Source organism: Bacteroidales bacterium, from assembly GCA_013141385.1.
In the GTDB taxonomy this organism is placed as follows: Bacteria; Bacteroidota; Bacteroidia; order Bacteroidales; family Tenuifilaceae; genus UBA8529.
Window position 1 is genome coordinate 1 of sequence record JABFRB010000011.1, and the last position, 21,653, is coordinate 21,653.

At 35.7% G+C, this 21,653-nt stretch carries 11 protein-coding genes; 7 read left to right on the forward strand and 4 right to left on the reverse strand.

The genetic code is table 11. The features are described 5' to 3' along the window. The first annotated feature begins 253 nt into the window (after positions 1-253). The 4 genes from HOO91_06020 (at position 254) to HOO91_06035 (ending at position 5,159) form a co-directional block, all read left to right on the forward strand. Entirely contained in the window at positions 254-1,090 is an 837-nt protein-coding gene (locus HOO91_06020; protein NOU17098.1) for a C1 family peptidase, read from the forward strand. Between the two features lie 403 nt (positions 1,091-1,493). Next, positions 1,494-2,336: a C1 family peptidase gene (locus HOO91_06025; GenBank protein ID NOU17099.1), complete on the forward strand. Its 843-nt coding sequence runs from the start codon at positions 1,494-1,496 to the stop codon at positions 2,334-2,336. Between the two features lie 550 nt (positions 2,337-2,886). Then, positions 2,887-3,711 carry a C1 family peptidase gene (locus HOO91_06030; GenBank protein NOU17100.1) on the forward strand — a complete coding sequence of 275 codons (825 nt, stop codon included), beginning with the start codon at positions 2,887-2,889 and terminating at the stop codon, positions 3,709-3,711. 611 nt (positions 3,712-4,322) lie between these two features. Then, positions 4,323-5,159, forward strand: a complete 837-nt coding sequence (locus tag HOO91_06035; GenBank protein NOU17101.1) for a C1 family peptidase — start codon at positions 4,323-4,325, stop codon at positions 5,157-5,159. Between the two features lie 85 nt (positions 5,160-5,244). On the opposite strand, the gene ggt is transcribed toward HOO91_06035, so the two are convergent. Both ggt and HOO91_06045 read right to left on the reverse strand, forming a co-directional pair. After that, positions 5,245-6,930 (reverse strand): gamma-glutamyltransferase, encoded by a 1,686-nt coding sequence (ggt, locus tag HOO91_06040; protein NOU17102.1) that lies wholly within the window; start codon positions 6,928-6,930, stop codon positions 5,245-5,247. 78 nt (positions 6,931-7,008) lie between these two features. Beyond that, positions 7,009-9,921, reverse strand: coding sequence for an insulinase family protein (locus HOO91_06045; GenBank protein NOU17103.1), 2,913 nt, complete (start codon positions 9,919-9,921; stop codon positions 7,009-7,011). A gap of 236 nt (positions 9,922-10,157) precedes the next feature. On the opposite strand from HOO91_06045, the gene HOO91_06050 reads away from it, so the two are divergent. Both HOO91_06050 and HOO91_06055 read left to right on the forward strand, forming a co-directional pair. Further along, a complete protein-coding gene (locus HOO91_06050) occupies positions 10,158-12,464 on the forward strand; it encodes a GAF domain-containing protein (protein NOU17104.1) in 2,307 nt (768 codons plus the stop codon). A 746-nt stretch (positions 12,465-13,210) separates the two neighbouring features. After that, the gene (locus HOO91_06055; protein NOU17105.1) at positions 13,211-15,517 is read left to right on the forward strand and encodes a GAF domain-containing protein; all 2,307 of its coding nucleotides are present in this window, start codon (positions 13,211-13,213) and stop codon (positions 15,515-15,517) included. 37 nt (positions 15,518-15,554) lie between these two features. On the opposite strand, the gene odhB is transcribed toward HOO91_06055, so the two are convergent. Together odhB and HOO91_06065 are read right to left on the reverse strand one after the other, a co-directional pair. Continuing rightward, positions 15,555-16,802, reverse strand: a complete 1,248-nt coding sequence (gene odhB / locus HOO91_06060) for a 2-oxoglutarate dehydrogenase complex dihydrolipoyllysine-residue succinyltransferase (protein ID NOU17106.1) — start codon at positions 16,800-16,802, stop codon at positions 15,555-15,557. Between the two features lie 155 nt (positions 16,803-16,957). Then, on the reverse strand, positions 16,958-19,750 hold the full coding sequence (locus HOO91_06065; GenBank protein ID NOU17107.1) for a 2-oxoglutarate dehydrogenase E1 component: 2,793 nt from the start codon (positions 19,748-19,750) through the stop codon (positions 16,958-16,960). A gap of 679 nt (positions 19,751-20,429) precedes the next feature. On the opposite strand from HOO91_06065, the gene HOO91_06070 reads away from it, so the two are divergent. Further along, positions 20,430-21,491, forward strand: a complete 1,062-nt coding sequence (locus HOO91_06070) for a hypothetical protein (protein NOU17108.1) — start codon at positions 20,430-20,432, stop codon at positions 21,489-21,491. Positions 21,492-21,653: the final 162 nt, after the last annotated feature.

A 21,653-nucleotide genomic window follows, 5' to 3' on the forward strand; every position in this document is an offset into this window, starting at 1 on the left:
TGATTCCATTGTAAGCCAAACAAGGGAAATTGTTCGCCCTGGCCGAAAGCATGAAAGAAAAAAACGCCCAAAGAAACTCTACTATATGAATTACAAACCTTTATAGCTTAAGTCAACGACATTGAATCTTATAGATAAAATATATACGTAAATAAATAATGTTTTAATAATAGTTGCTTGGAGTAGGAATAAATTTCAATTTTGGTATACGTTAATATTAACTACTATTTTTTAACCTAAAACTAACAAAACAATGAAAAAACTTTTTGCGATTCTTTTAATCGCTGGTATAGGCAGTTTTGTAATGAACTCCTGCCAGAAGTCTTCGGATGTTAAACTAACTAACAATCAAGAGGTAAGCACTCTTCATTCATTAGGCTGCAACCTTTTACCTGCTGATGAGTATGCCAAAATTCCAGTAGCAAAAGAACCAGATGGTATTGTTATAAAGGCCGCTGTTACCTTAAATATACCTTCAGTAGGTGATCAAGGTAGTGAAGGTTCATGTGTAGCTTGGGGAACAACCTATGCCGGCCGTAGCATTGCTTGGCAAGCAGGACATCCAGCAGCATGGAGTAATAGCGTAAACATTTTCAGCCCAGAGTATGTCTATAACCAAATTAAGGCTAGTAGCTCTTGTGGTTCTGGGTCTTATGTAAAAACTGGCTTGAATCTGCTAAAATCACAAGGTGTTTGCAGATGGTCAGTAATGCCATATACCGATGCTAGCTGTTCAACCTTACCTAATGCAACTCAAATAGCAGATGCTGCAAATTACAAAATTGCTGGTTATAGTGCAGTTACACGTTCTACCTCAGCTATAAAGGCTCAATTGGCAGCTGGTAAGGCAGTTATTGTTGCTGGTCCTGTAAGTAATGGTTTTATGTATTTAGCTAATGGTGCTGTTCTTACTACCTTTGTAGGTGGTTCATTGGGAGGGCATTGCTATTGCGTTGTTGGCTACGATGATACAAAAGGTGCTTTCAAATTTATGAACTCATGGGGAAAAAGTTGGGCATCATCAGGTTTTGGCTGGATTGCATATGGTTATGAAAGAACTTGGTGGTCAGAAGCATATGTGATTAATTAGTATATAGGTAATCATTGATTGAAGGCTCTTCTGTATTGAAGAGCCTTTTTTTATTATACATAAATTATATGGATTATATGGAAAATGAGATTGCGCCTAATTTTTTTACAAAATTACTCAGGACTAAGAGGGAAAAATATGTAGTCAATCTGATATTTATGTAAACATTATATTAATGTGATTAATACATGCAATAAAAATAATTAATATAGATTTATCTGTCATAAAAAAAGTATAATCATAAAAGTATCATAAATACAGCAATAAAAATAATAATATAGATAAAATATATATGAAAATAAAAAATGTTTTAAAAATAGTTGCTTAAAGTTTTAAAAAAAATCAATTTTGATATACGTTAATATTAACTATTATTTTACTTTAACCTAAAACTAACAAAACAATGAAAAAATTTTTTGCGATTCTATTAATCGCTGGAATGGGAAGTTTCGTTATGAACTCCTGCCAGAAATCAGCTGATGTTAAACTCAGCGACGATCAACAAGTTAGCACTCAGTATTCATTAGGTTGTAAACTTTTATCTGCTGAGGAGTATGCTAAAGTTCCATTAGCAAAAGAAGAAACTACTACTGCTCCTTTTAAGGCTGCTCTTACCCTATTTTGCCCTCCAGTAGGTAACCAAGGTGGTGAAGGTTCATGCGTAGCTTGGGGAACAACTTATGCTGCAAGAAGTATACTATGGGAAAAAGATCACCATGCAACTTCTTATAGCTACAGCGTAAACATTTTCAGCCCTGAGTATGTTTACAACCAAATTAAGGTTGGTAGCTGTGCTAGTGGTTCTTATGTAACTGATGCTTTGGCATTGCTTTACAATCAAGGTGCTTGCAGATGGTCATTAATGCCTTATACCGATGTTAGCTGCTCAACATTACCAAACACTACTCAAAAAAATGATGCTAGAATTTATTGGACAAATAGCTATGGTGCTGTTACCCGTTCAACTTCAGCTATTAAGGCTAAGTTAAACGCTGGTATCCCAGTTATCGTTGCTGGTCCAGTAAACAATGCATTTATGTATTTAGCTAATGGTGCAGTTCTTTCTACCTTCAGTGGTTCTTCACTAGGTGGACATTGCTATTGCGTTGTTGGTTATGATGATGCTAAAAATGCTTTCAAATTCATGAACTCATGGGGAACAGGTTGGGCATCAGCAGGTTTTGGCTGGATTAATTACAATAACATAACAACTTGGTGGACAGAAGCTTATGTAATGGGCAACTAATCATTACTAATTATTATAAAAGGGCTCTTCAGTTTTGAAGAGCCTTTTTTATATTCTTAGAGAAATAAACACCGGGGTTATTATGTTAAACTTATTATAATGAATGAACCCCAACCCCTTAAAATGGGATAACAGAGTAGTGCAGTAGTTTCCCCTCCTTTTAAGTTAATGTTATATTAAATGGATGTTTTTTTAGTAAATTATAGAATAGGTTTTGCCATAAAATCACAAAGACACGAAGTTCAGATAAGTTTATTTTTATGATTTTTTGTGGCTTTGAGTCTTAGTGGCGATATTTCTTTATTTTCCCACAACATCTTAAAACAGAACCTATTAAATTGGATTGCTATATTCTTGAATTGTAGTAATTTTTGCTTGGCTATTACCCAATTAAGGGTTTTGTAACTATTGAAATATTGATTTTTTTGATACGTATTATTTCTGCTTTGACAGATTAGCTTAGTACTTGATTTTTCGTGTGTTTTTCGAATCTATCAAAGTCGAATTATTTTAAAATATCTTCAATTACCTAATTAAAAACTAATAGATTATGAAAAACTATTTTGCTATTTTGGCCGTTGTGGTATTTGGATGTCTCTTTATGACTTCCTGCGATAAATCATCGCAAGATGCGATTAATCTTACAACAAACCAACCACAATTATTAAATGAGCATCATTCATTTAATTGTCAGTTTCTACCAGCAGCCGAGTATGCTAAAATTTCAGAGGCTAAAACTTCTAAATTTGATTTAACAAAAGTAATCGTAAACTTAAAAGTACCACCCATTGGGGATCAAGGCATGGGTTCAAGTGTAGCATGGGGAACTACCTATGAGGGGCGTAGTATCGATTGGCAGGCCAATCATCCTGCATCATGGAGTCCCAAAGTTAACATATTTAGCCCCGATTATACTGTTAAACTTAATGGCTGCACAAATCCATTATACGTAACAACTGCTTTAAACTTATTAATATCGCAAGGTGCTTGTGTAATTGCTTTGGTTACAAATCCTGATTGTGCTGTACCACCTACCGCAATTCAAATTGCAAATGCAGCTCAACATAGAATAAATGGGTATAACACTGTTCCTCGTACAACTGCTGCTATTAAGAGTATAATTGCATCTGGTAGACCTGTAATTGTTGCTGGTCCAGTTAATAACGCTTTTTTGTACTACACAAGTGGAGTGCTATCTACCTTTTCAGGTTCTTCACTGGGTGGGCATTGCTACTGTATTGTTGGTTATGATGATACAAAAGGTGCATTTAAATTTATGAACTCGTGGGGAACTACCTGGGGTATTTCAGGTTTTGGTTATATTGCTTATGGGTATGAAACAACTTGGTGGCAAGAGGCTTATGTAATTATTTAATTTATTAGATATTATATAGATTAACGTGAATTCGATGCAGACATAACATATAGATTTTAAATATAATACTAGATTGCTGTTTTGTCATGCTGAACGAAGTGAAATCCGAAGGATTTGCTGAAAGCAATCATTTGTTTTCTAGATAACTAGATCCTTCGCTTCGCTCAGAACCGAACTTGCGAACCGAACGTAGTGAGCTCAGCGGAGTTAATTCGGCAGCCAATGACACCTTACATCGAACTGACGTTAGATTAAGTTGTTTTGAGTTTGGTGAGAGTTCCGAGCTTTTTAAAAAGTTCGGAACTCTAGGATTTAACTTCTTTTCTGAGGGTTAAAGTTTTTGAGTAAACTTTAGGTACAACAGTTGATGCTTAGTCTGAATAAAGTTTATTATATAAAATAATACTTGTAAGTCATTGATCAAATTTTTTATTCACAAATTTAGGCTAAATGCTTGATCGAACGTTTGAAACAGAGACAATTGAAATATAGAAAAAACCCTATAATGAAAATTTGTAAATAAATAATTGGCAAAAAATAATATTAAATGCAAATTGTAATTGCATTAATGCTATATACTTTAATTTAACTTAACCTAAAAACAAAAAGAAATGAAAAAGTTTTTTGCGATTCTGTTAATCGCTGGAATGGGAAGTTTAGTTATGAACTCCTGCCAGAAATCTTCTGATGTTAAACTTACTAACGATCAAGAAGTAAGTGCTATTCATTCATTAGGCTGTAATTTTTTACCCGCTGATGAGTATGCTAAAATTCCAGTGGCTAAAAATCCAGAAGGTGTTGTTTCAAAGGCAGTTGTTAACCTAAATGTACCTCCAGTAGGTGATCAAGGCGGTGAAGGTTCATGCGTAGCTTGGGGAACTACCTATGCTGCTCGCAGCATTTTCTGGCAAGCAGGCCACCCAGCAGCTTGGAGTCAAAGTGTAAATATTTTCAGCCCTGAGTATGTTTACAACCAAATTAAGGTTAGGAAATCATGTGGTTCAGGTGCTTACGTAACAACTGGTTTGAACTTACTAAAAACACAGGGTGTTTGTAGATGGTCTTTAATGCCATATACCGATGTTAGCTGCACAGCAAAGCCTAATGCAACTCAAATCGCTGACGCTGCACTTTATAAAATTGCCAGCTATAGTACAGTTACTCGCACTACTGCTGCTATTAAAGCTCAATTAGATGCTGGTAAGCCAGTTGTTGTTGGTGGCCCTGTAAGTAGTGGATTTATGTATTTAGCTAATGGTGCAGTTCTTACTACCTTTGTTGGAGGTTCATTGGGTGGACATTGCTATTGCGTTGTTGGTTATGATGACACAAAGGGTGCTTTCAAATTCATGAATTCATGGGGAACTGGTTGGGCATCAGCAGGTTTTGGTTGGATTGCTTATGGTTACGAAGCAACTTGGTGGACAGAAGCATATGTTCTAAACTAGAACTATCTTTTTTACTTATATTAAGAAACCCTTCAATTTTGAAGGGTTTCTTTGTATAAAAGACTATTGGTGTGATTAGTATTCATTAATACCCACTAGCTTGTCCATCCTTTCTGGATTCTGATGCGCCAATGTATACCCCGTTCTTGGTATCAAGCATAATGGCTTGATATCCACCATACCCATCGAAGCTATAGCTGATTTTATGCCCTTTAGCAAGCAATTTACGTATTTCATTATAGTCAAAACCTGATTCAAGGAAAACTATTCCACCATCGCTCATCCTTTCATCAGTTGGTTCAGAACTGCCATCATGTTGAATTCTTGGAGCATCACCAGCCTCTTGAAGGTTCATTCCAAAATCAATTAGGTTAACAATTACTTGGGCATGACCTTGTGGCTGCATTGCACCACCCATAACACCAAAGCTAATCCATGGTTTTCCATCCTTTGTAATAAATCCGGGAATAATAGTGTGGAACGGACGTTTCCCCGGTTCAAAAACATTTGGATGACCTTCTATTAATGAAAACATTTCACCTCGATCCTGTAAAACAAAGCCAAGTCCTGTGGGAGTCATACCTGAACCCATTCCCCTATAATTACTCTGGATTAATGAAACCATGTTGCCATCCTTATCGGCTACTGTTAAATAAATTGTATTTCCAGTTTGGAGTTCACCAGCATCGTACTTATTCGCTGCTCGATTTAGGTTAATAAGTTTCATTCTCTCTTTTGCATATTCTTTTGAAATCAATTTTTTATAGGGGATATTTGAAAATGATGGATCTGCATAATAGCGAGCTCTATCCTCAAATGCAAGTTTCTTTGCTTCAATAAAGAGGTGCATATACTCGGCACTCCCAAAACCCATTTTGGCAATATCATAGTTTTCGAGAATATTCAAGATTTGTAGTGTTGCAATACCTTGTCCATTAGGGGGTAATTCCCAGACATCGTAACCTCGGTAAGATGATGAAACAGGTTCAACCCATTCGGATGAATGTGAAGCTAAATCTTCGTACGAAAGAAAACCTCCCTGTTTCTTCATGTAAGCATCAATTGTTTTTGCAATACTTCCTTTATAGAACTCATCTCTGCCATTCATTGCAATTTTCTCTAATGTGTTTGCCAAATATGGGTTCTTAAAGATTTCTCCTTTTGAAGGAGACTTGCCATTTGGCATATAGATTTCGGCAAAACCATCAAAATGTTTCAGCTTTTCAGCGTTACGTTGCCAGTAGTATGAGATTAATTCAGATAGTGGAAAACCTTCGCGAGCGTAGTTAATAGTGGGTTGAAGTATTTCTTCCATTTTTAACTTCCCAAATTTTTTATTTAGTTCAAACCAACCATCAACACAGCCGGGAACCGAAACAGGTAATGGGCCTATTGCAGGGATATGTTTAAGCCCTTTCTCCTTGAAGTAGGCAAGCGTTAACGATTTTGGGGAACGACCACTGGCATTTAAGCCATAGAGTTTCTGAGTTTTTGCATCCCACACAATTGCAAAAAGATCACCTCCAATCCCTGAACCTGTAGGCTCAACAAGTCCGAGCATTGCATCAGCAGCTATTGCTGCATCAACGGCAGATCCACCTTTTTTTAGAATGTCTAACGCAACTTGAGTTGCCAAGGGTTGACTTGTACAAGCCATTCCATTTTTTGCTATTACTTCCGAACGGGTTGCAAAGTTTAATCCAGTCATCCTATCCTGACCGTGGCTAATTAATGGCATAAGAAGGGATATGAATGCTATTATCTTTTTCATTTCTAATTGATTTTGTTAGAAAAGTATTTGTTTGTATGAAAAAGCCTCTTGTTTGGAGAGGCTTTTCTTTAGAAATTATTAGAATCCAAAAATATCTTCAAGTTTCAGTTTTGTAACTGGGCCATAAAGTTGTTCCAATTTTACAAAATCTAAATCAGATTCTTTTCCTAGGATAACATAAGTTTTAGGTTTTCCTTTTATATATTGTTCCTGAAATTTTTTGATATCAGCAAATGTAAAGGTTGGAATCTTTGAATAAAGATCCTTTCGAATATCCGTTTTCCTACCCATTTTCAGAGCATCAATATAGTTCCAGAGAAGATTCATTTTTGTGACTCTTTCGGTACGAATATCAGTTATTAAGGACTCCTTAGCAAGGTTAAAAGCATTGTCTGATTCAGGCATTTGGTTGAAAAGCTCGTTAAAAGCATTAAATGCGTCCACAATCTTATCGTTTTGGGTAGCAATAAAACTTGTGTTCATAAAAGGTTTATCGGGAGCATCAGGGATACTAAATGTAGAACGTGCAGAGTAGGCTAATCCTCGTTTTTCACGTAATTCTTGGAATACGATGGTGTTCATACCTCCGCCAAAGTAATTGTTATACATTTCAGTTATTGGCACTAGTTCTTGATTGTATGGAATGCTTCGAGATACTGTTTGAAGATATGATTGCTTGGCTTCGTAATGGGCAAAAACTATTCTATTGCTTGTTGTTTCTAATTCAGAGAATTTTTTCTCTAACGGATTAGGGTTAAATGTTTTTGGTAATTTATGGTATTGCGATAAAATTTTATTTAGGCTACCCGGTTTAAGTGGTCCATAGTAAACGATTTTGTGAATGTATTTTGACAAGTCTTTAATTTTATTGGTTAAATCCTCTGGCTTTAGATTTTTAAGTTGTTCATCTGTAAGGATGTTTGTAAATGATGAATTGGGGCCAAATGTTGCATAACTTACTAATCCCTCAAAAACAGACCGTTGAGTTAGTTTGCTGTCGTTTCGGGCTTTAAGAACATTTGCGATATAACTATCTAAAACAGCCTTGTCTGGTTTACAATCATTTAGCAGATTCTCCATTAATGAAATGGCTTTTTCAGTATTGTCGCTTAGTCCAGAAACTAAAATTATAGTCTCATCTTTATCAACGTAAATGTTAAATGTACAGGCTAACTTATAAAATTCTTGCCCAATTTCGTCAGCCGATTTTTTTGATGTTCCAAGTAGTTGTAAGTATTGAGTTGCCAAATTAAGAGAAGGATCGCTGTTGCTCCCGAATGGAAAGTAGTATGCAAGGTTAAAGATTTTATTTTCAACATTCTCCTTACTTAGAATTTCGATTTCTTTTGTAATCGATTTCTTTTGAATATCCTTTGTATAATCAATAAATACAGGTTCAACGGGAGTCACCTTGTTTGCTTTTATTCCTTTAAGGAAATCAGATTCTGAATCGCGGTTAATAAAAATAGGTGTTATTGCAGGCTTTTGAACTTTAGCAACATCCTCGGGTTTCCCCTTTCGTTTATAAACAACTACGTAGTTATTGTTTAAATTCTGCTTGGCAAAAGCAACAAGTTGATCTTTGGTAATTTTTTCGAGTTTTGATATATACGAGATGGCATCCTTCCATTCTATTTTGTTTAAATAGCTATTGTACATAGCCCTTGCACGACCTCCATTCGATTCGTACATACTCATTTCGCGAAGTTTAATGTTATTAATAGCCGCTTCTAGCATCCAATCAGGGAATTGTCCATTCTTTAAAAGTTCAATCTGATCGAGAATAAGTTTTTTAACTTCTTCGAGAGTTTGTCCACTTTTATTCCTTCCACTTAGGTTTAACATTGAGTAATCGGTTAACTTTTGATTACTAGCACGTGATCCAAGTGTTAGCTGTTTTTTGTTGATATTTAAATCAATCAAACCTGCTTTCCCATTTGAAAGGATGGCAGCAAGCATATCAACCATAATGACTTCACTTGAATTTGCACCAGGGAAACGGTATGCAATATTAATATTCTCGGCTTCGAGGCCAACCACCTCAAATTCTTTAGGTGACGTGATAGGCTCCTCTGGTTCAAATTTGAGTGTGGGAACATCTGATGGTTTTAATTTACTAAAGTATTTATCAATAACTTTTATTGCAACATCTGGATCGAAATCGCCAGACATTACAACAGCCATATTATTTGGAACGTAGTATTTTTCATAAAATTCTCTGATATTTTTCATCGAAGGATTTTTAAGATGTTCCGCTTCACCAAGAGTAGTTTGTTGTCCGTAGGGGTGGTTTGGAAATAGCCCTTTCATCATCATTTCACCTGCTTTTCTGCCATCGTTGGTTAACGACATGTTTTTTTCTTCATAAACAGTTTCTAACTCAGTATGAAAGATTCGAAGAACGGGTTGAGAGAAACGATCGGCTTCAATTATAGCCCAATTTTCAAGTTCATTGCTAGGGATATTCTCCATGAAGACGGTATAATCGTTGGATGTTCCTGCGTTACTGCCTTGTGAGCCAATTGCTGACATCAATTTGTCATACTCATTTGGAATTGCAAATTTTGAAGCTTTGTATGAAATGCTGTCTATGATATGGTAAATTGCATTACGTTTATCAGGATCGGTTTGAACTCTGTAAATTTCGAAAAGGGAATCAATTTTTTGTATTAGCGGTTTTTCTTGTGACCAATCCAGCGAACCAAAATTAGGAGTTCCTTTAAACATCATATGTTCAAAGTAATGAGCTAGCCCAGTTGTTTGTTTAGGATCGTTTTTACTTCCAACTCTAACGGCAATAAAAGTTTGAATACGTGGTTCTTCCTTGTAAACGGAGAGATAAACTTTTAATCCATTGCTTAAAGTATAAATTCTGGCTTTTAATGGATCTCCAGCAATGGATTCATATTTATAATCCTGGGCTTTTGATACAAGAATAAAAAGCAAAAACATAAAGAATAAAAGTATCCTTTGAAGGTTAATTCTACGCATAATTTTTGAGTTTAGGATTTTATAATTAATTTAGACAATTTAGTTAAAAATAGTTTAAACCAAATACTTATTTTAATATCAAATTTACAAAATAGTATGTAATTAAAACGTCCGAAAATCAATCAGAAAGGTGCGTGTGTTTTATAACTATACTATATGTTTTTTAAATAAGTACACTAAAATGATTGCTATTTTATAAAAATAGTATATGTTTAAAGTCTAAAAACTCTTTACATATGAAGATCAAGCTTAAGATTAGACAGAAAATACTCATTTACATTCTTTCTGTATCTGCTTTGCTTTATGTAGTAGCAATAGGTTATATTGTAATAAGTTCACGTTCAGTTATCTCGCGTGATGCAATTACTAAAGCACAATACTCAACAAGAGTTTCTGCTGATAAAATTGAAAAGGTTTTCGAGAGGGAACTCTCTTTGGTGAGAACCTTATCACAAGCTTTAACGATGTTTAAAGAGCTACCCCATGAGCAGTGGAAAAAACTTTTTCTTGATATGTACCTCCCTATCCTTAGGGAAAACCCTCAAATTTATTCTTTGTGGGATAGCTGGGAGTATAATAGTTATGTTCCCGGTTATGTTAAGGATCATGGTAGATTCGTAATTACAACCTGGCGAGAGAATAATCAGATTAAATTCTTATATGATGAAAGGAGTATGATTGTAGATCCTCCTTTGTATGGAAATTTTAAGAAAAATGGAGTTGAGTCTGTTTGGGAGCCTTATATTGATCAAGTTACCAAGGGTAAGGCTGAAGTTAAACTCATGGTAACATTTGGTTCACCAATTTATGTTGATGGTAAATTTGTTGGAATTATAGCTACTGATGTTGGCCTTGAAAGTTTACAAGATATTGTTTCCAAGGTAAAACCCGTAGAAGGAAGTTATGCCTTTTTAGTTTCAAACAAAGGAATAATTGCGGGTCATTCTAATAAAGAACTTCTTGACAAGAATATTAAAGATATTTTACCGGAAGTTTTTGAATCAGAGAAGATTCTTGATAGAATACAAAAAGGAACAGAATTTTACTTCATTAAAACAGATGAGCTTGGAAATAAACAATTAATGTGCTTTGCTCCAATTGTTGCTGGAAAGACTACAACTCCTTGGTCTCTTGTGTTATCAATACCATTAAACGTTATAACAAAAGAGGCGGATACAACATTATATGTTTCATTGGGGGTGGGTTTAGGAGGTTTACTACTAATAATAATTGTGCTGATTTTTGTGTCCGACAACCTCACAAAACCTATTAAACGTATTACTTCAAGCCTTAAGCGTTTAGCTCAGGGAGAGATATCAGACGATTTAATCATCGATATTAAAACTGGTGATGAGATAGAGGAGATGTCAAATGCTTTGAATATCTCAGTTGAAGGATTGAATAATAAGGCTCTTTCAGCAATAAATATTGGCAAAGGAACCTACGATTCTGAGATTACTCTTCTTAGCGATAAGGATATGTTAGGGAAGTCACTTATTGATATGAGGAATAGTTTGAAAAATGCTCATTTAGAGGAAGAAAAGCGTAAAATAGAAGATCAAAAGCGTACTTGGGCTAACGAGGGTTTTGCTAAGTTTGCAGATATCCTGCGCCAAAACAATAATGATTTTCAGGCTCTTTGCGATAGTGTTATTAGGAATTTGGTTAAATACTTACAGGCCAATCAAGGTGGAATATTTATGTGGAGCGATGAGGATAAAAACGACCCCCACTTTAACCTTGTTACTACCTTTGCTTGGGATCGAAAAAAGTATGTTACCAAACGGCTTGAAAAAGGAGAAGGTTTGGTTGGAGCCTGTGCAATGGAGAAGGAAACAATATACTTAACTGATGTGCCTGAGGATTATGTAGCTATTACATCTGGACTTGGTAGTGCTAACCCCCGATGCGTAATTCTAGTCCCCTTAAAGCATGAGGAGAAAGTTCTTGGAGTTATTGAAATGGCATCGTTTAAGGTGATAGAAAAACACCAAATTGATTTCCTTGAAAAAATAGGGGAGAGTATAGCATCCACTATATCAGCTGTGAGGATAAATGCCCGTACAAAGCAATTGCTTGAGCAGTCGCAGCAACAGGCCGAGGAGATGTTAGCACAGGAAGAAGAGGTGCGGCAGAATATGGAGGAATTAATGGCTACTCAAGAGGAAAATGCTCGTAAAACTAGTGAAATTGAAGGATTGCTTGCATCTCTTAATGCTGGTTCGTATATGGTTGAATATGATCTGAATGGAGTGATAACCAATGCTAATGATGCCTATTTAAGTAGATTAGGAATTTCTAGGAGTCAAATAATAGGTATTCATCATTCTGGAGGCCTAGCAATGACTGAGAGCCAAAAGAAGGAGTATGGCAAATTTTGGGATGATTTAAGGGCAGGCGTTACTAAAAAAGTGAAATCTGTAATGACCTACGAGAATAAAACGGTTTCACTTATAGAAACATACTTCCCTGTTACTGATGGAGAGGGGAATGTCATCAAAATAATGAAGATGTCCCACGAAATTGATGAGTTTAAAGATTAATTATAGTATAGGAAACTCAAATTTCAAGAAATTATATTACAGTTTAAAGGATATTTAAAGGTTTGCTGCAAAGCAAACCTTTAAATATTGTTATGTATTCAATCAACAGTTGGATAAAAGAGAATTTTATATACAACCCCATTTTATTGAGATTTCTACATTACTGGTATTAAGTTATTGCCAATAATTAATACTTAGGGTATCTTTTATTGCCTAAGGTGTCATTCCACGATTACCCGATTGCTTCCTGTTCATTAATATAACGCAAGTTCGATGTAAGTATAACATATTGATCCTAGCATAGTGTCAGATTGTTGCTTTGTCATGCTGAACAAAGTGAAATCCGAAGGATTCGCTGAAAGCAACCATCTGTTTTATAAACAATTAGATCCTTCGCTTCGCTCAGAACCGAGCTTGCGAACCGAACGTAGTGAGCTCAGCTAGTTCGGCGGAGCCAATGACACCTTACATCGAACTGACGTTAATATAGAAAAATCAGTAAAAACGATATTGCAATTCCACAAGTTAGTATCGTTTTATTTATCTAATAAAAAATTATTGAAATTTATTTTACCCTTTTATGATGCTGATTTGAGACTATTTTAATGATATCTTAAAGATTCCATAATCATGCCTGATATTTACAATCATTAGTAATAAATAAGAATGAATTTATTTATATTTCCGTAATATAGGTTGTTGTTTTTTAAAAAATAAAGTACTTTTAAAAGTCAAAAATTTGTGTTATGAAGATTAAATTAAAGATTAGACAAAAAATACTTCTTTATATCTTGTCTGTTTCAGCGTTATTGTACATTGTTGCTATTGGCTATATTGTTTTAGATTCTCGGAAGAATTTGTTGAATGAGTCAATGAATATTTCAAAACTTTCAACGAGACTTGCAGCAAGTGAAATAAAATTATTTTTTGAAAAGGATTTGTCCCTTACAAGAACTCTATCCAATGCTTTTTCAATTTACAGGAATATGCCACCAGAAAAATGGCAGCAGCTTTGGGTAGATATGTATATACCTGTATTAAAGGCCAATCCTCATATATACACTTTATGGGATAGTTGGGAGTATAAAGGATTTGTTCTGGGTTATGATAAGGATTATGGAAGAGTTGCGCATACTGTAACTAGGATATCAAATGAAATTAAAGTTAATAGAGAAAGCAGGAGTATGAATGGAGATCCTGCCTTATATGGTGGTTTTAAGAAGGATGCAATTGAAGCTCTATGGGAACCATATTATGACCAGTTTATTTTTGGTGACATGGAACGTAAATTACTTATTACGCTCGGTTCGCCTGTAAGTATTAATGGCAAATATGTTGGAATGGTTGGCGCTGATGTTGAGTTAGCTACTTTGCAGGAGAATATCTCTAAAATAAGTCCGTTTGAAGGAAGTTTTGCTTTTTTAGTTTCAAATAAAGCAGTGATAACTGCGCACCCTAATAAGAATTATATTTTCAAGAAATTGGAAAATTTGTATAAAAATGATTTTTTTAACGAGAAACTTGGAGATAGGATTGCAAAAGGGGAGGAGTTTTCTTATTACCATACTGATTCACTTGGAAAAGAATACTATGTGTGCTATTCTCCAGTAAAAGTTAGCAATATACCAACTCCTTGGGCTTTAGTAATATCAACTCCTTTAAAGGTATTAACACAAAAGGCAGATAGATCTCTATATGTTTCACTCTTTGTTGGATCTATCGGATTATTAGTTATTGTTATACTCTTAATATTCGTATCCGAAAATATTGCAAAACCTATCCGTAGTATCACCAAAAGCCTTAAACGTTTAGCCACTGGAGAGATATCGGACGATTTGTTAATTGATATTAGAACTGGTGACGAGATTGAAGAGATGTCTGAGGCACTGAATACTTCGGTTCAAGGTTTAAATAATAAGGCTCTATCCGCTATTGATATTGGTAAAGGCTTCTACGAATCCAATATTACTCTGTTAAGCGAAAAGGATATGCTTGGCAAATCACTTATCGATATGAGGGATAGCCTTATGAAGGCTCATCTTGAGGAAGAGAAGCGCAAGGAAGATGATAAAAAGCGAGCGTGGGCTAATGAGGGTTTTGCGAAGTTTGCTGATATTCTGCGTCAGAACAGTAACGATTTTCATGCTCTCTGTGATAGCGTTATCAAAAATTTAGTTAAATACTTAGATGCAAATCAGGGTGGAGTTTTTTTATGGAACGAGGAGGATAAGAACGATCCACACTTTGATCTTGTTTCTACTTTCGCATGGGATCGAAAGAAGTATATTAAAAAACGAATTGAAAAAGGAGAAGGAATGGTTGGGGCTTGTGCTCTGGAGAAAGAAACAATCTTTTTAACGGACGTCCCTGAGGATTATGTGGAAATTACATCAGGGCTTGGTAAAGCTAGCCCCAATTGCGTAATTCTTGTACCATTAATGCATGAGGAGCAAGTCTTAGGTGTTGTTGAGATGGCATCGTTTAGTGTTATTGAAAAGCACCAAATTGATTTCCTTGAGAAGATAGGGGAGAGCATAGCATCTACTATATCCTCTGTTAGGATTAATGTACGTACAAAAGATTTGCTTGAGCAGTCGCAACAGCAAGCCGAGGAGATGTCGGCACAAGAGGAAGAGGTGCGCCAAAACATAGAGGAACTCATGGCTACTCAGGAGGAAGCTACCCGTAAATCGAATGAAATAGAGGGATTGCTTTCTTCTCTTAATTCAGCTTCATACATGGTTGAGTACGACCTAACAGGGGTGATAACCAACGTGAATGATGCTTTTTTACAACAACTGGGGATGACAGAACAACAGATGATTGGAAGACATCATTCTGATAATATCGAGATGACTGAAAGACAGAAAAAAGGATACGGTAAGTTTTGGGAAGATCTTAGATCAGGCATAAGTAAAAAAGTTAAATCAAATATACACTGGGATGGCAAATCGGTAGCATTTATTGAAACGTACTTCCCAGTGAACGATGGTGAGGGTAAAATTAACAAGATAATGAAGATATCTCACCGACTCGAAGAGTTTAAGGAATAGAAAATAATAAAGAAAAGCACTTGAAAGGGTGCTTTTCTTATATCCCAATTAACCGTTTATCCATGTTATTCCCCTCGAAAAGCATTGATTCTGGTTTTTCTATCATTTGCTTCACTTTCAACAGAAAACCAACAGAATCTTTACCATCAATTATACGATGATCGTAGCTAAAGGCAACGTACATAATGGGTCGGATTTCAACCTTACTATTAATGGCAACTGGTCGGTCAACAATATTGTGCATTCCTAAAATACCCGATTGTGGAGGATTGAGTATTGGAGTTGATAGCATCGAGCCAAAAATTCCACCATTAGTAATTGTAAAAGTTCCGCCTGTTAGATCCTCTATTCCAATCCTTCCCGAACGCCCCTTTTCTGCTAGTGCTGCAATACCTTTTTCAATCTCGCCAAAGGTAAGCCTTTCAGCATTTTTTATTACCGGTACCATTAGCCCTTTAGGGGTTTGCACTGCAATACCAATATCAAAGTAGTTTGGGGTTACAATTTCATCTTTGTCTAAGAATGAGTTGACCAATGGATGCTGTTTAAGGGCTTCGACCACTGCTTTTGTGAAGAAAGACATTAATCCTAATTTTACTCCATATTTCTCCTGAAATGCTTGCTGATAGGTTTTTCTGATTTCCATAACCCTACTCATATCTACCTCATTAAAGGTGGTGAGCATTGCTGTTTGGTTTTTTACAGAGACTAGGCGTTCGCTTAATTTCTTTCGGAGTTGTGACATCTTAACCCGTTCCTCAACTCTTTCGCCCGAAATATGAGGTTGTGAGAATAGATTTTGATGCTTTACTAATTCAACCTCATGGGTTGATATTTTTTTCAATCCATTTAGAATATCATCAATTGAAAGATTTTCATCCTTCATCATTTTTTCGGCAAGAGGGGTGATTTTAACTTTTAGATCTTTGTTGTCAATATCTTTTTTCTCATCTATTTGCTTTGGTTTATCTTCCACTTTAACTTTTACAGGAATTTCCTCCTTTTTGGGAGGTATTGTATCAACTTTAGATTTTACTTCGGGTTTAGCACCAGACGTATCGATTGTACAAGCAATTTCATTAATCTTTATTGTTGTTCCTGCCTGAATAGCTATTTTAATTATACCGCTAGCCGCTGCAATTAATGGAAGTGTTGCTTTTTCGGACTCAACCTCAGCAACCTCCTGATCTTTATCTACCCAACTATTATCTTCAACCAGCCAACGTGCTAGTTCTACTTCGGATATTGATTCTCCTGGACTTGGTATACGGATTTCTATAATCATAAAATTATTTATTACAATTTCTAATATTTAGTAAGTTAATAGTGCTTAGAATTTTTAGAGTGCCTAAAGTAATGCTAATGGCAACTTTTTTAACTTTAGGCACTCTAAATACTTTAGTGCACTCTAAGTACTTTAGCACACTTTAAGTACTTTTTCTAATCAAGATACTCATGTTCAGGTTTTCTAGTAAATTTCCTTGAACCCACCATACATTGCAATCCGCAGTAAACATTCTTTAATTCACAATCGCATTTGCGAAATACTTTACCAATAATTTCGTTCTGCTCAATGGTGTGAATTTTACTTAACCCAACAGCGGGGCTTCCGCTAGCAGAGCGGCATACGGGTTCGAGTTTAATCTCATTAATTTGGTCGCGAATAAAATTCCATGCTCCCATATTCTCTGGCTCTTCCTGTACCCATAGCCATTTTATTGTATTCCGATATTTGGAAATAATATCAAGTATCTGTTTTTTAGGGAATGGGTAAAGCTGCTCAATCCTTACCAAAGCAATATCTCTTGCATTATATTCTTCTTTCTTTTGAAGTAAATCGTAGTAGATTTTACCACTACAAAAAACAACTCGCTTAACCTCGTTAACATCAACATTACTATCATCAATAACCTCTTTAAAACCACCTGTGGATAGCTCATTTAAATTGGAAACACACTTTGGATGTCGGAGTAAACTTTTTGGTGTGAAAACAACCAGTGGCACTCTGAAATCACGCTTTTGCTGACGTCGTAGTAGGTGAAAAATATTAGCAGGGGTAGTGCAATTTGATATCTGCATATTATTGTGGGCAGCAAGAGTGAGGAATCGTTCAATCCTAGCACTTGAGTGTTCAGGCCCTTGACCTTCGAATCCATGGGGGAGAAGTAGGGTTAATCCCGAACGTAGCCCCCATTTATCCTCAGCAGAGCTGATATACTGGTCGATAATTACCTGCGCAACATTAAAGAAATCGCCAAATTGAGCCTCCCAAATTGTAAGCCCTTTGGGAAGCGTAATGGAGTATCCATACTCAAAACCCATAACTCCGTACTCTGAAAGGAGGCTATTGTAAACATTAAAGGATGCCTGTTTTTCCGATAAATTCTTTAGTGGGTAATACTTTTCATCCGAATTTTCTACGTTGTATGCGGAGTGTCGATGAGAGAATGTCCCTCTTTCCGAATCCTGACCGCTAATTCGAACGGGATAACCCTCGGTGAGAAGCGAACCGTAAGCTAAAAGTTCAGCCATTGCCCAGTCAACCTGATTGTTTTTAACTATTTCGGTTCTATCCTCTAATAATTTTATTAATTTTTTGAAAAATGGCTTATTGGCTGGTAGCGTATTAATTTTATTGGCAATTTTGATTAACGTGTTCTTCTCCACACCTGTTTCTAGCGAATCATTAAAATCAGCAGGTTTAGAGTATCTCAAACCCTTCCAAGAATCTGCCATAAATCGCTGAACCTTTACACCTTTTTGATCCTTAGCCTCTTCTAACTTAGTATCAAGAAGTTTATCGAACTCTTGTTCTAAATTTTTTACCTCATCCGAAGTTATTATTCCCTGTTCGGTGAGTGTTTTAGAGTATAAATCACGAACATTGGGGTGATTTGCTATTGCATCGTATAGAGTTGGTTGGGTAAAGCGAGGTTCATCGCCCTCATTATGCCCATATCTGCGGTAGCATAATAGATCGATGAAAACATCGGTGTGAAATTTTTGCCGATACTCAACCGCAAGCCTAATGGTATGAATTAATGCTTCAGGATCATCCCCATTTACATGGAAAACAGGCGATAGGGTAACCTTGCCAATATCGGTACAGTAGGTGCTGCTTCTTGCATCGAGGTAGTTGGTTGTAAAACCAACTTGGTTATTTATGACGATGTGTATTGTTCCCCCCGTTTTATACCCTTCGAGCTGCGACATTTGTAGGGTTTCGTAAACAACGCCTTGAGCGGCAATTGCAGCATCGCCATGAATGATTATTGGGGCGAGTTTGTTAAAGTTGTGATTGTAGGTGTGTTCGATTCTTGCTCGTGCTATCCCTTGAGCAACCGGGGCAACGGTTTCCAGATGCGATGGGTTTGGTACAAGGCTTAAGTGTACGGAATGCCCATTATCAGTATTAATCGTGTTGTTGAAACTGAGGTGATACTTAACATCGCCAAGTGCGATATCTTCGGCATATTTTTCACCAATAAATTCACCAAAAATATCTTCATAGGGTTTTCCCATAATGTTCGAGAGTACATTGAGCCTACCCCTATGAGCCATACCTATTACAAACTCCTCGATTCCGAGCAATGCTCCATGTTCAATTATTGAGTCGAGGGCAGGCATTAGCGATTCTGCACCCTCGAGCGAGAATCGTTTTTGACCCACAAATTTTTTATGAATAAACTGCTCGAATCCAACGGCCAGTTTAAGATGGTGTAAGATATGCTTTTTCTGTTCGTTCGAAAAGTTGGTCTTATTTCTTGATCCTTCAATTTTCTCCTCAAGCCAACTTACAATTTCCGGATTACGGATATACATGAATTCAACGCCAATGCTGTGGCAATAAACATCATCAAGGAATTGGATAATATCTTTTAGTGTTGCTGGGCCAATGCCAATGCTTTTTCCAGCCTGAAAAATGGTGTTGAGATCCGATTCTGAAAGACCAAAATTCTCAAGGCTTAAATTTGGTAGATGTTTCCGTCTGGCTCTTACAGGATTTGTTTTGGTAAAAAGATGCCCACGCTTCCTGTAGCCATCAATAAGATTTAGCACTTTAAATTCAATATCCAAAATTCCAGAATCATTGGCGTTGAACTTTGCTCTTGCCAGTTCAAATCCCTCGAAAAATCTTTGCCATTCCTTATCTACTGAATTAGGATCCTTTTGCCAATCCTTAAAGATGGCCTCTAGGGCTTGAGAATCTATATTGCTTAAATATCTATTCATTACTATTATCTGTTTGATATTCGTTTGCTACCCGTAATTTTTTAAACTTTGAACTTTCTTCTTCCAACTTCTGACTTCGGTCTTCCAACTTTCATCTTCCGACTTTGGTCTTCTGACTTCCATCTTCTATCAAAACAAGTTTTTCGGTAAAATGTTGAACAGAGTTTGTTTGGAGGATATCTTTTCAAATTTTAAATCTTCCGTGTAATTAATAATTCGTAACTATTCATACACATAATTTAGTAGATATTCTTTTGAAAATAAACTGGAAGTGTCAATTACACATGCTATTCTCGCATTATAAGTTCTCGCAAAGTCGCCAAGTTCGCGAAGAAGAAAAAACTTTTAGTTTTTTCCCTTTGCGTACAAACCGTAGGATCAATTTGGTATGATCTTATCATAATATTTCAATTGAGTTAAACTTTATTCTTTATCCATCTTATGTTCTTTGCGGCTTAGCGACTTTGCGTGAGATGTTTTTATTGCTGAATAGTTACAATAGTTCTATTATCATTTCCATTGATTTAAATTCTGTATTAACAGGATAATTGGATGTAAAAGAGTTTTTTACTGTTTTGGCAAAATGTTTGTTAGGAAAGTGCTAGTTTTGATTCACGTTTTTTACAATATTTTCGATCTACTTAATAGAATATAGAACAAGTCAAAAAATAGCAATTTAATGTATAAAAAGTTAGCCTTACTATTAATTCCTTTATTCATTTCTAATTTCATTTTAGGACAATCAAAGTATTACGATTCTCTTGTTATTGAATTTGGAAAAAGTAAGATAAATAGTATCAATTTATTTGTAGATACCGTTATTGATGTTCGAAATACAAAACCCAGCTGTTTGGGTGTTTGGGAAAAGAAAAAGTATGTTTTTGTTCCTGTCGATAACTTTTTACAGATTCAAAAACCTTTGGCAACCGAAATCAAAGGGATGTTTCTAATATCTCCCAATACATCAACAAATAGTAAGTATAGATTGCAGATAGATGAGTTTGATGTTTTTGCCAATGAGAAGTTCTTCTCAAAAAACTTTACCTGTAATGCCTCAGTATCAGTATATTCTTTAAAAGAGGATAATAAGTACTACTACTCGGGAACACTTATGTACGAAACAACCTCAAAATCAAGAGTCAAAAAGAAAAATATAGGTTTAGGATACGAAGACATTATAGATAAGTGGAAGATAAATTTTATGCTAGATATTGATAAGATACGTGCTTGTAAAGCAAATGATTCATTGTGTGCGATTCCCAACTATAAAAGGTTTTCATTCCCTATCAAAAAGAATCTGTACACGAATTTGGAGTCGTTTATTGGTCAGAAGTCTTGGCTTATGGATGGGGAGATTATCTTTTCGAGGCCCGAAACGGAAAAGAAATTCTATCGACATGCCTACTGTATCCGCTATAGGAATGATGAGAAATACGAATCGTTTGAGACATCCGTTTACAACACACAGCAGAATATTCGAATATCAAATAAAATGGTTTTAATTCTTAAGAAGAAGCTGTTTTTCGGGTTAAATAGGTGGGTAGAGTCTGAGTATGCAAAGCATGGACTTGAGGATATCTTTCTAGTAGATTTTTCATTAAGCCAGAGTATAACATTTAACCAGTTATCAAAAAAAGGTGTAATTGCTGGTTTTGGTATAATGGGGAATGTTAATTATATATATTCTGAGGGCGCTTTGTTCCAACCATATTTGATTGTTCAACTTGGGATTAAACTTTGAGTAAATGTTTCACGCAAAGGTGCTTTGAGTAAATGCCTCACGCAAAGTCGCTAAGCCGCAAAGAGTATAAGATAGATGAGGAACATTGTTAGAATAGAACTACAGTTTGTGCGCAAAAGGAAAAAACTCAAAGTTTTTTCTTCTTCGCAAACTTTGCGACTT

What these genes read in the sequence shown, in the direction of transcription:
- HOO91_06020 (NOU17098.1), top strand. Translation starts at nt 254, where the DNA reads ATGAAAAAACTTTTTGCGATTCTTTTAATCGCTGGTATAGGCAGTTTT.
- HOO91_06025 (NOU17099.1), top strand. Translation starts at nt 1,494, where the DNA reads ATGAAAAAATTTTTTGCGATTCTATTAATCGCTGGAATGGGAAGTTTC.
- HOO91_06030 (NOU17100.1), top strand. Translation starts at nt 2,887, where the DNA reads ATGAAAAACTATTTTGCTATTTTGGCCGTTGTGGTATTTGGATGTCTC.
- HOO91_06035 (NOU17101.1), top strand. Translation starts at nt 4,323, where the DNA reads ATGAAAAAGTTTTTTGCGATTCTGTTAATCGCTGGAATGGGAAGTTTA.
- ggt (NOU17102.1), bottom strand. Translation starts at nt 6,930, where the DNA reads ATGAAAAAGATAATAGCATTCATATCCCTTCTTATGCCATTAATTAGC.
- HOO91_06045 (NOU17103.1), bottom strand. Translation starts at nt 9,921, where the DNA reads ATGCGTAGAATTAACCTTCAAAGGATACTTTTATTCTTTATGTTTTTG.
- HOO91_06050 (NOU17104.1), top strand. Translation starts at nt 10,158, where the DNA reads ATGAAGATCAAGCTTAAGATTAGACAGAAAATACTCATTTACATTCTT.
- HOO91_06055 (NOU17105.1), top strand. Translation starts at nt 13,211, where the DNA reads ATGAAGATTAAATTAAAGATTAGACAAAAAATACTTCTTTATATCTTG.
- odhB (NOU17106.1), bottom strand. Translation starts at nt 16,802, where the DNA reads ATGATTATAGAAATCCGTATACCAAGTCCAGGAGAATCAATATCCGAA.
- HOO91_06065 (NOU17107.1), bottom strand. Translation starts at nt 19,750, where the DNA reads ATGAATAGATATTTAAGCAATATAGATTCTCAAGCCCTAGAGGCCATC.
- HOO91_06070 (NOU17108.1), top strand. Translation starts at nt 20,430, where the DNA reads ATGTATAAAAAGTTAGCCTTACTATTAATTCCTTTATTCATTTCTAAT.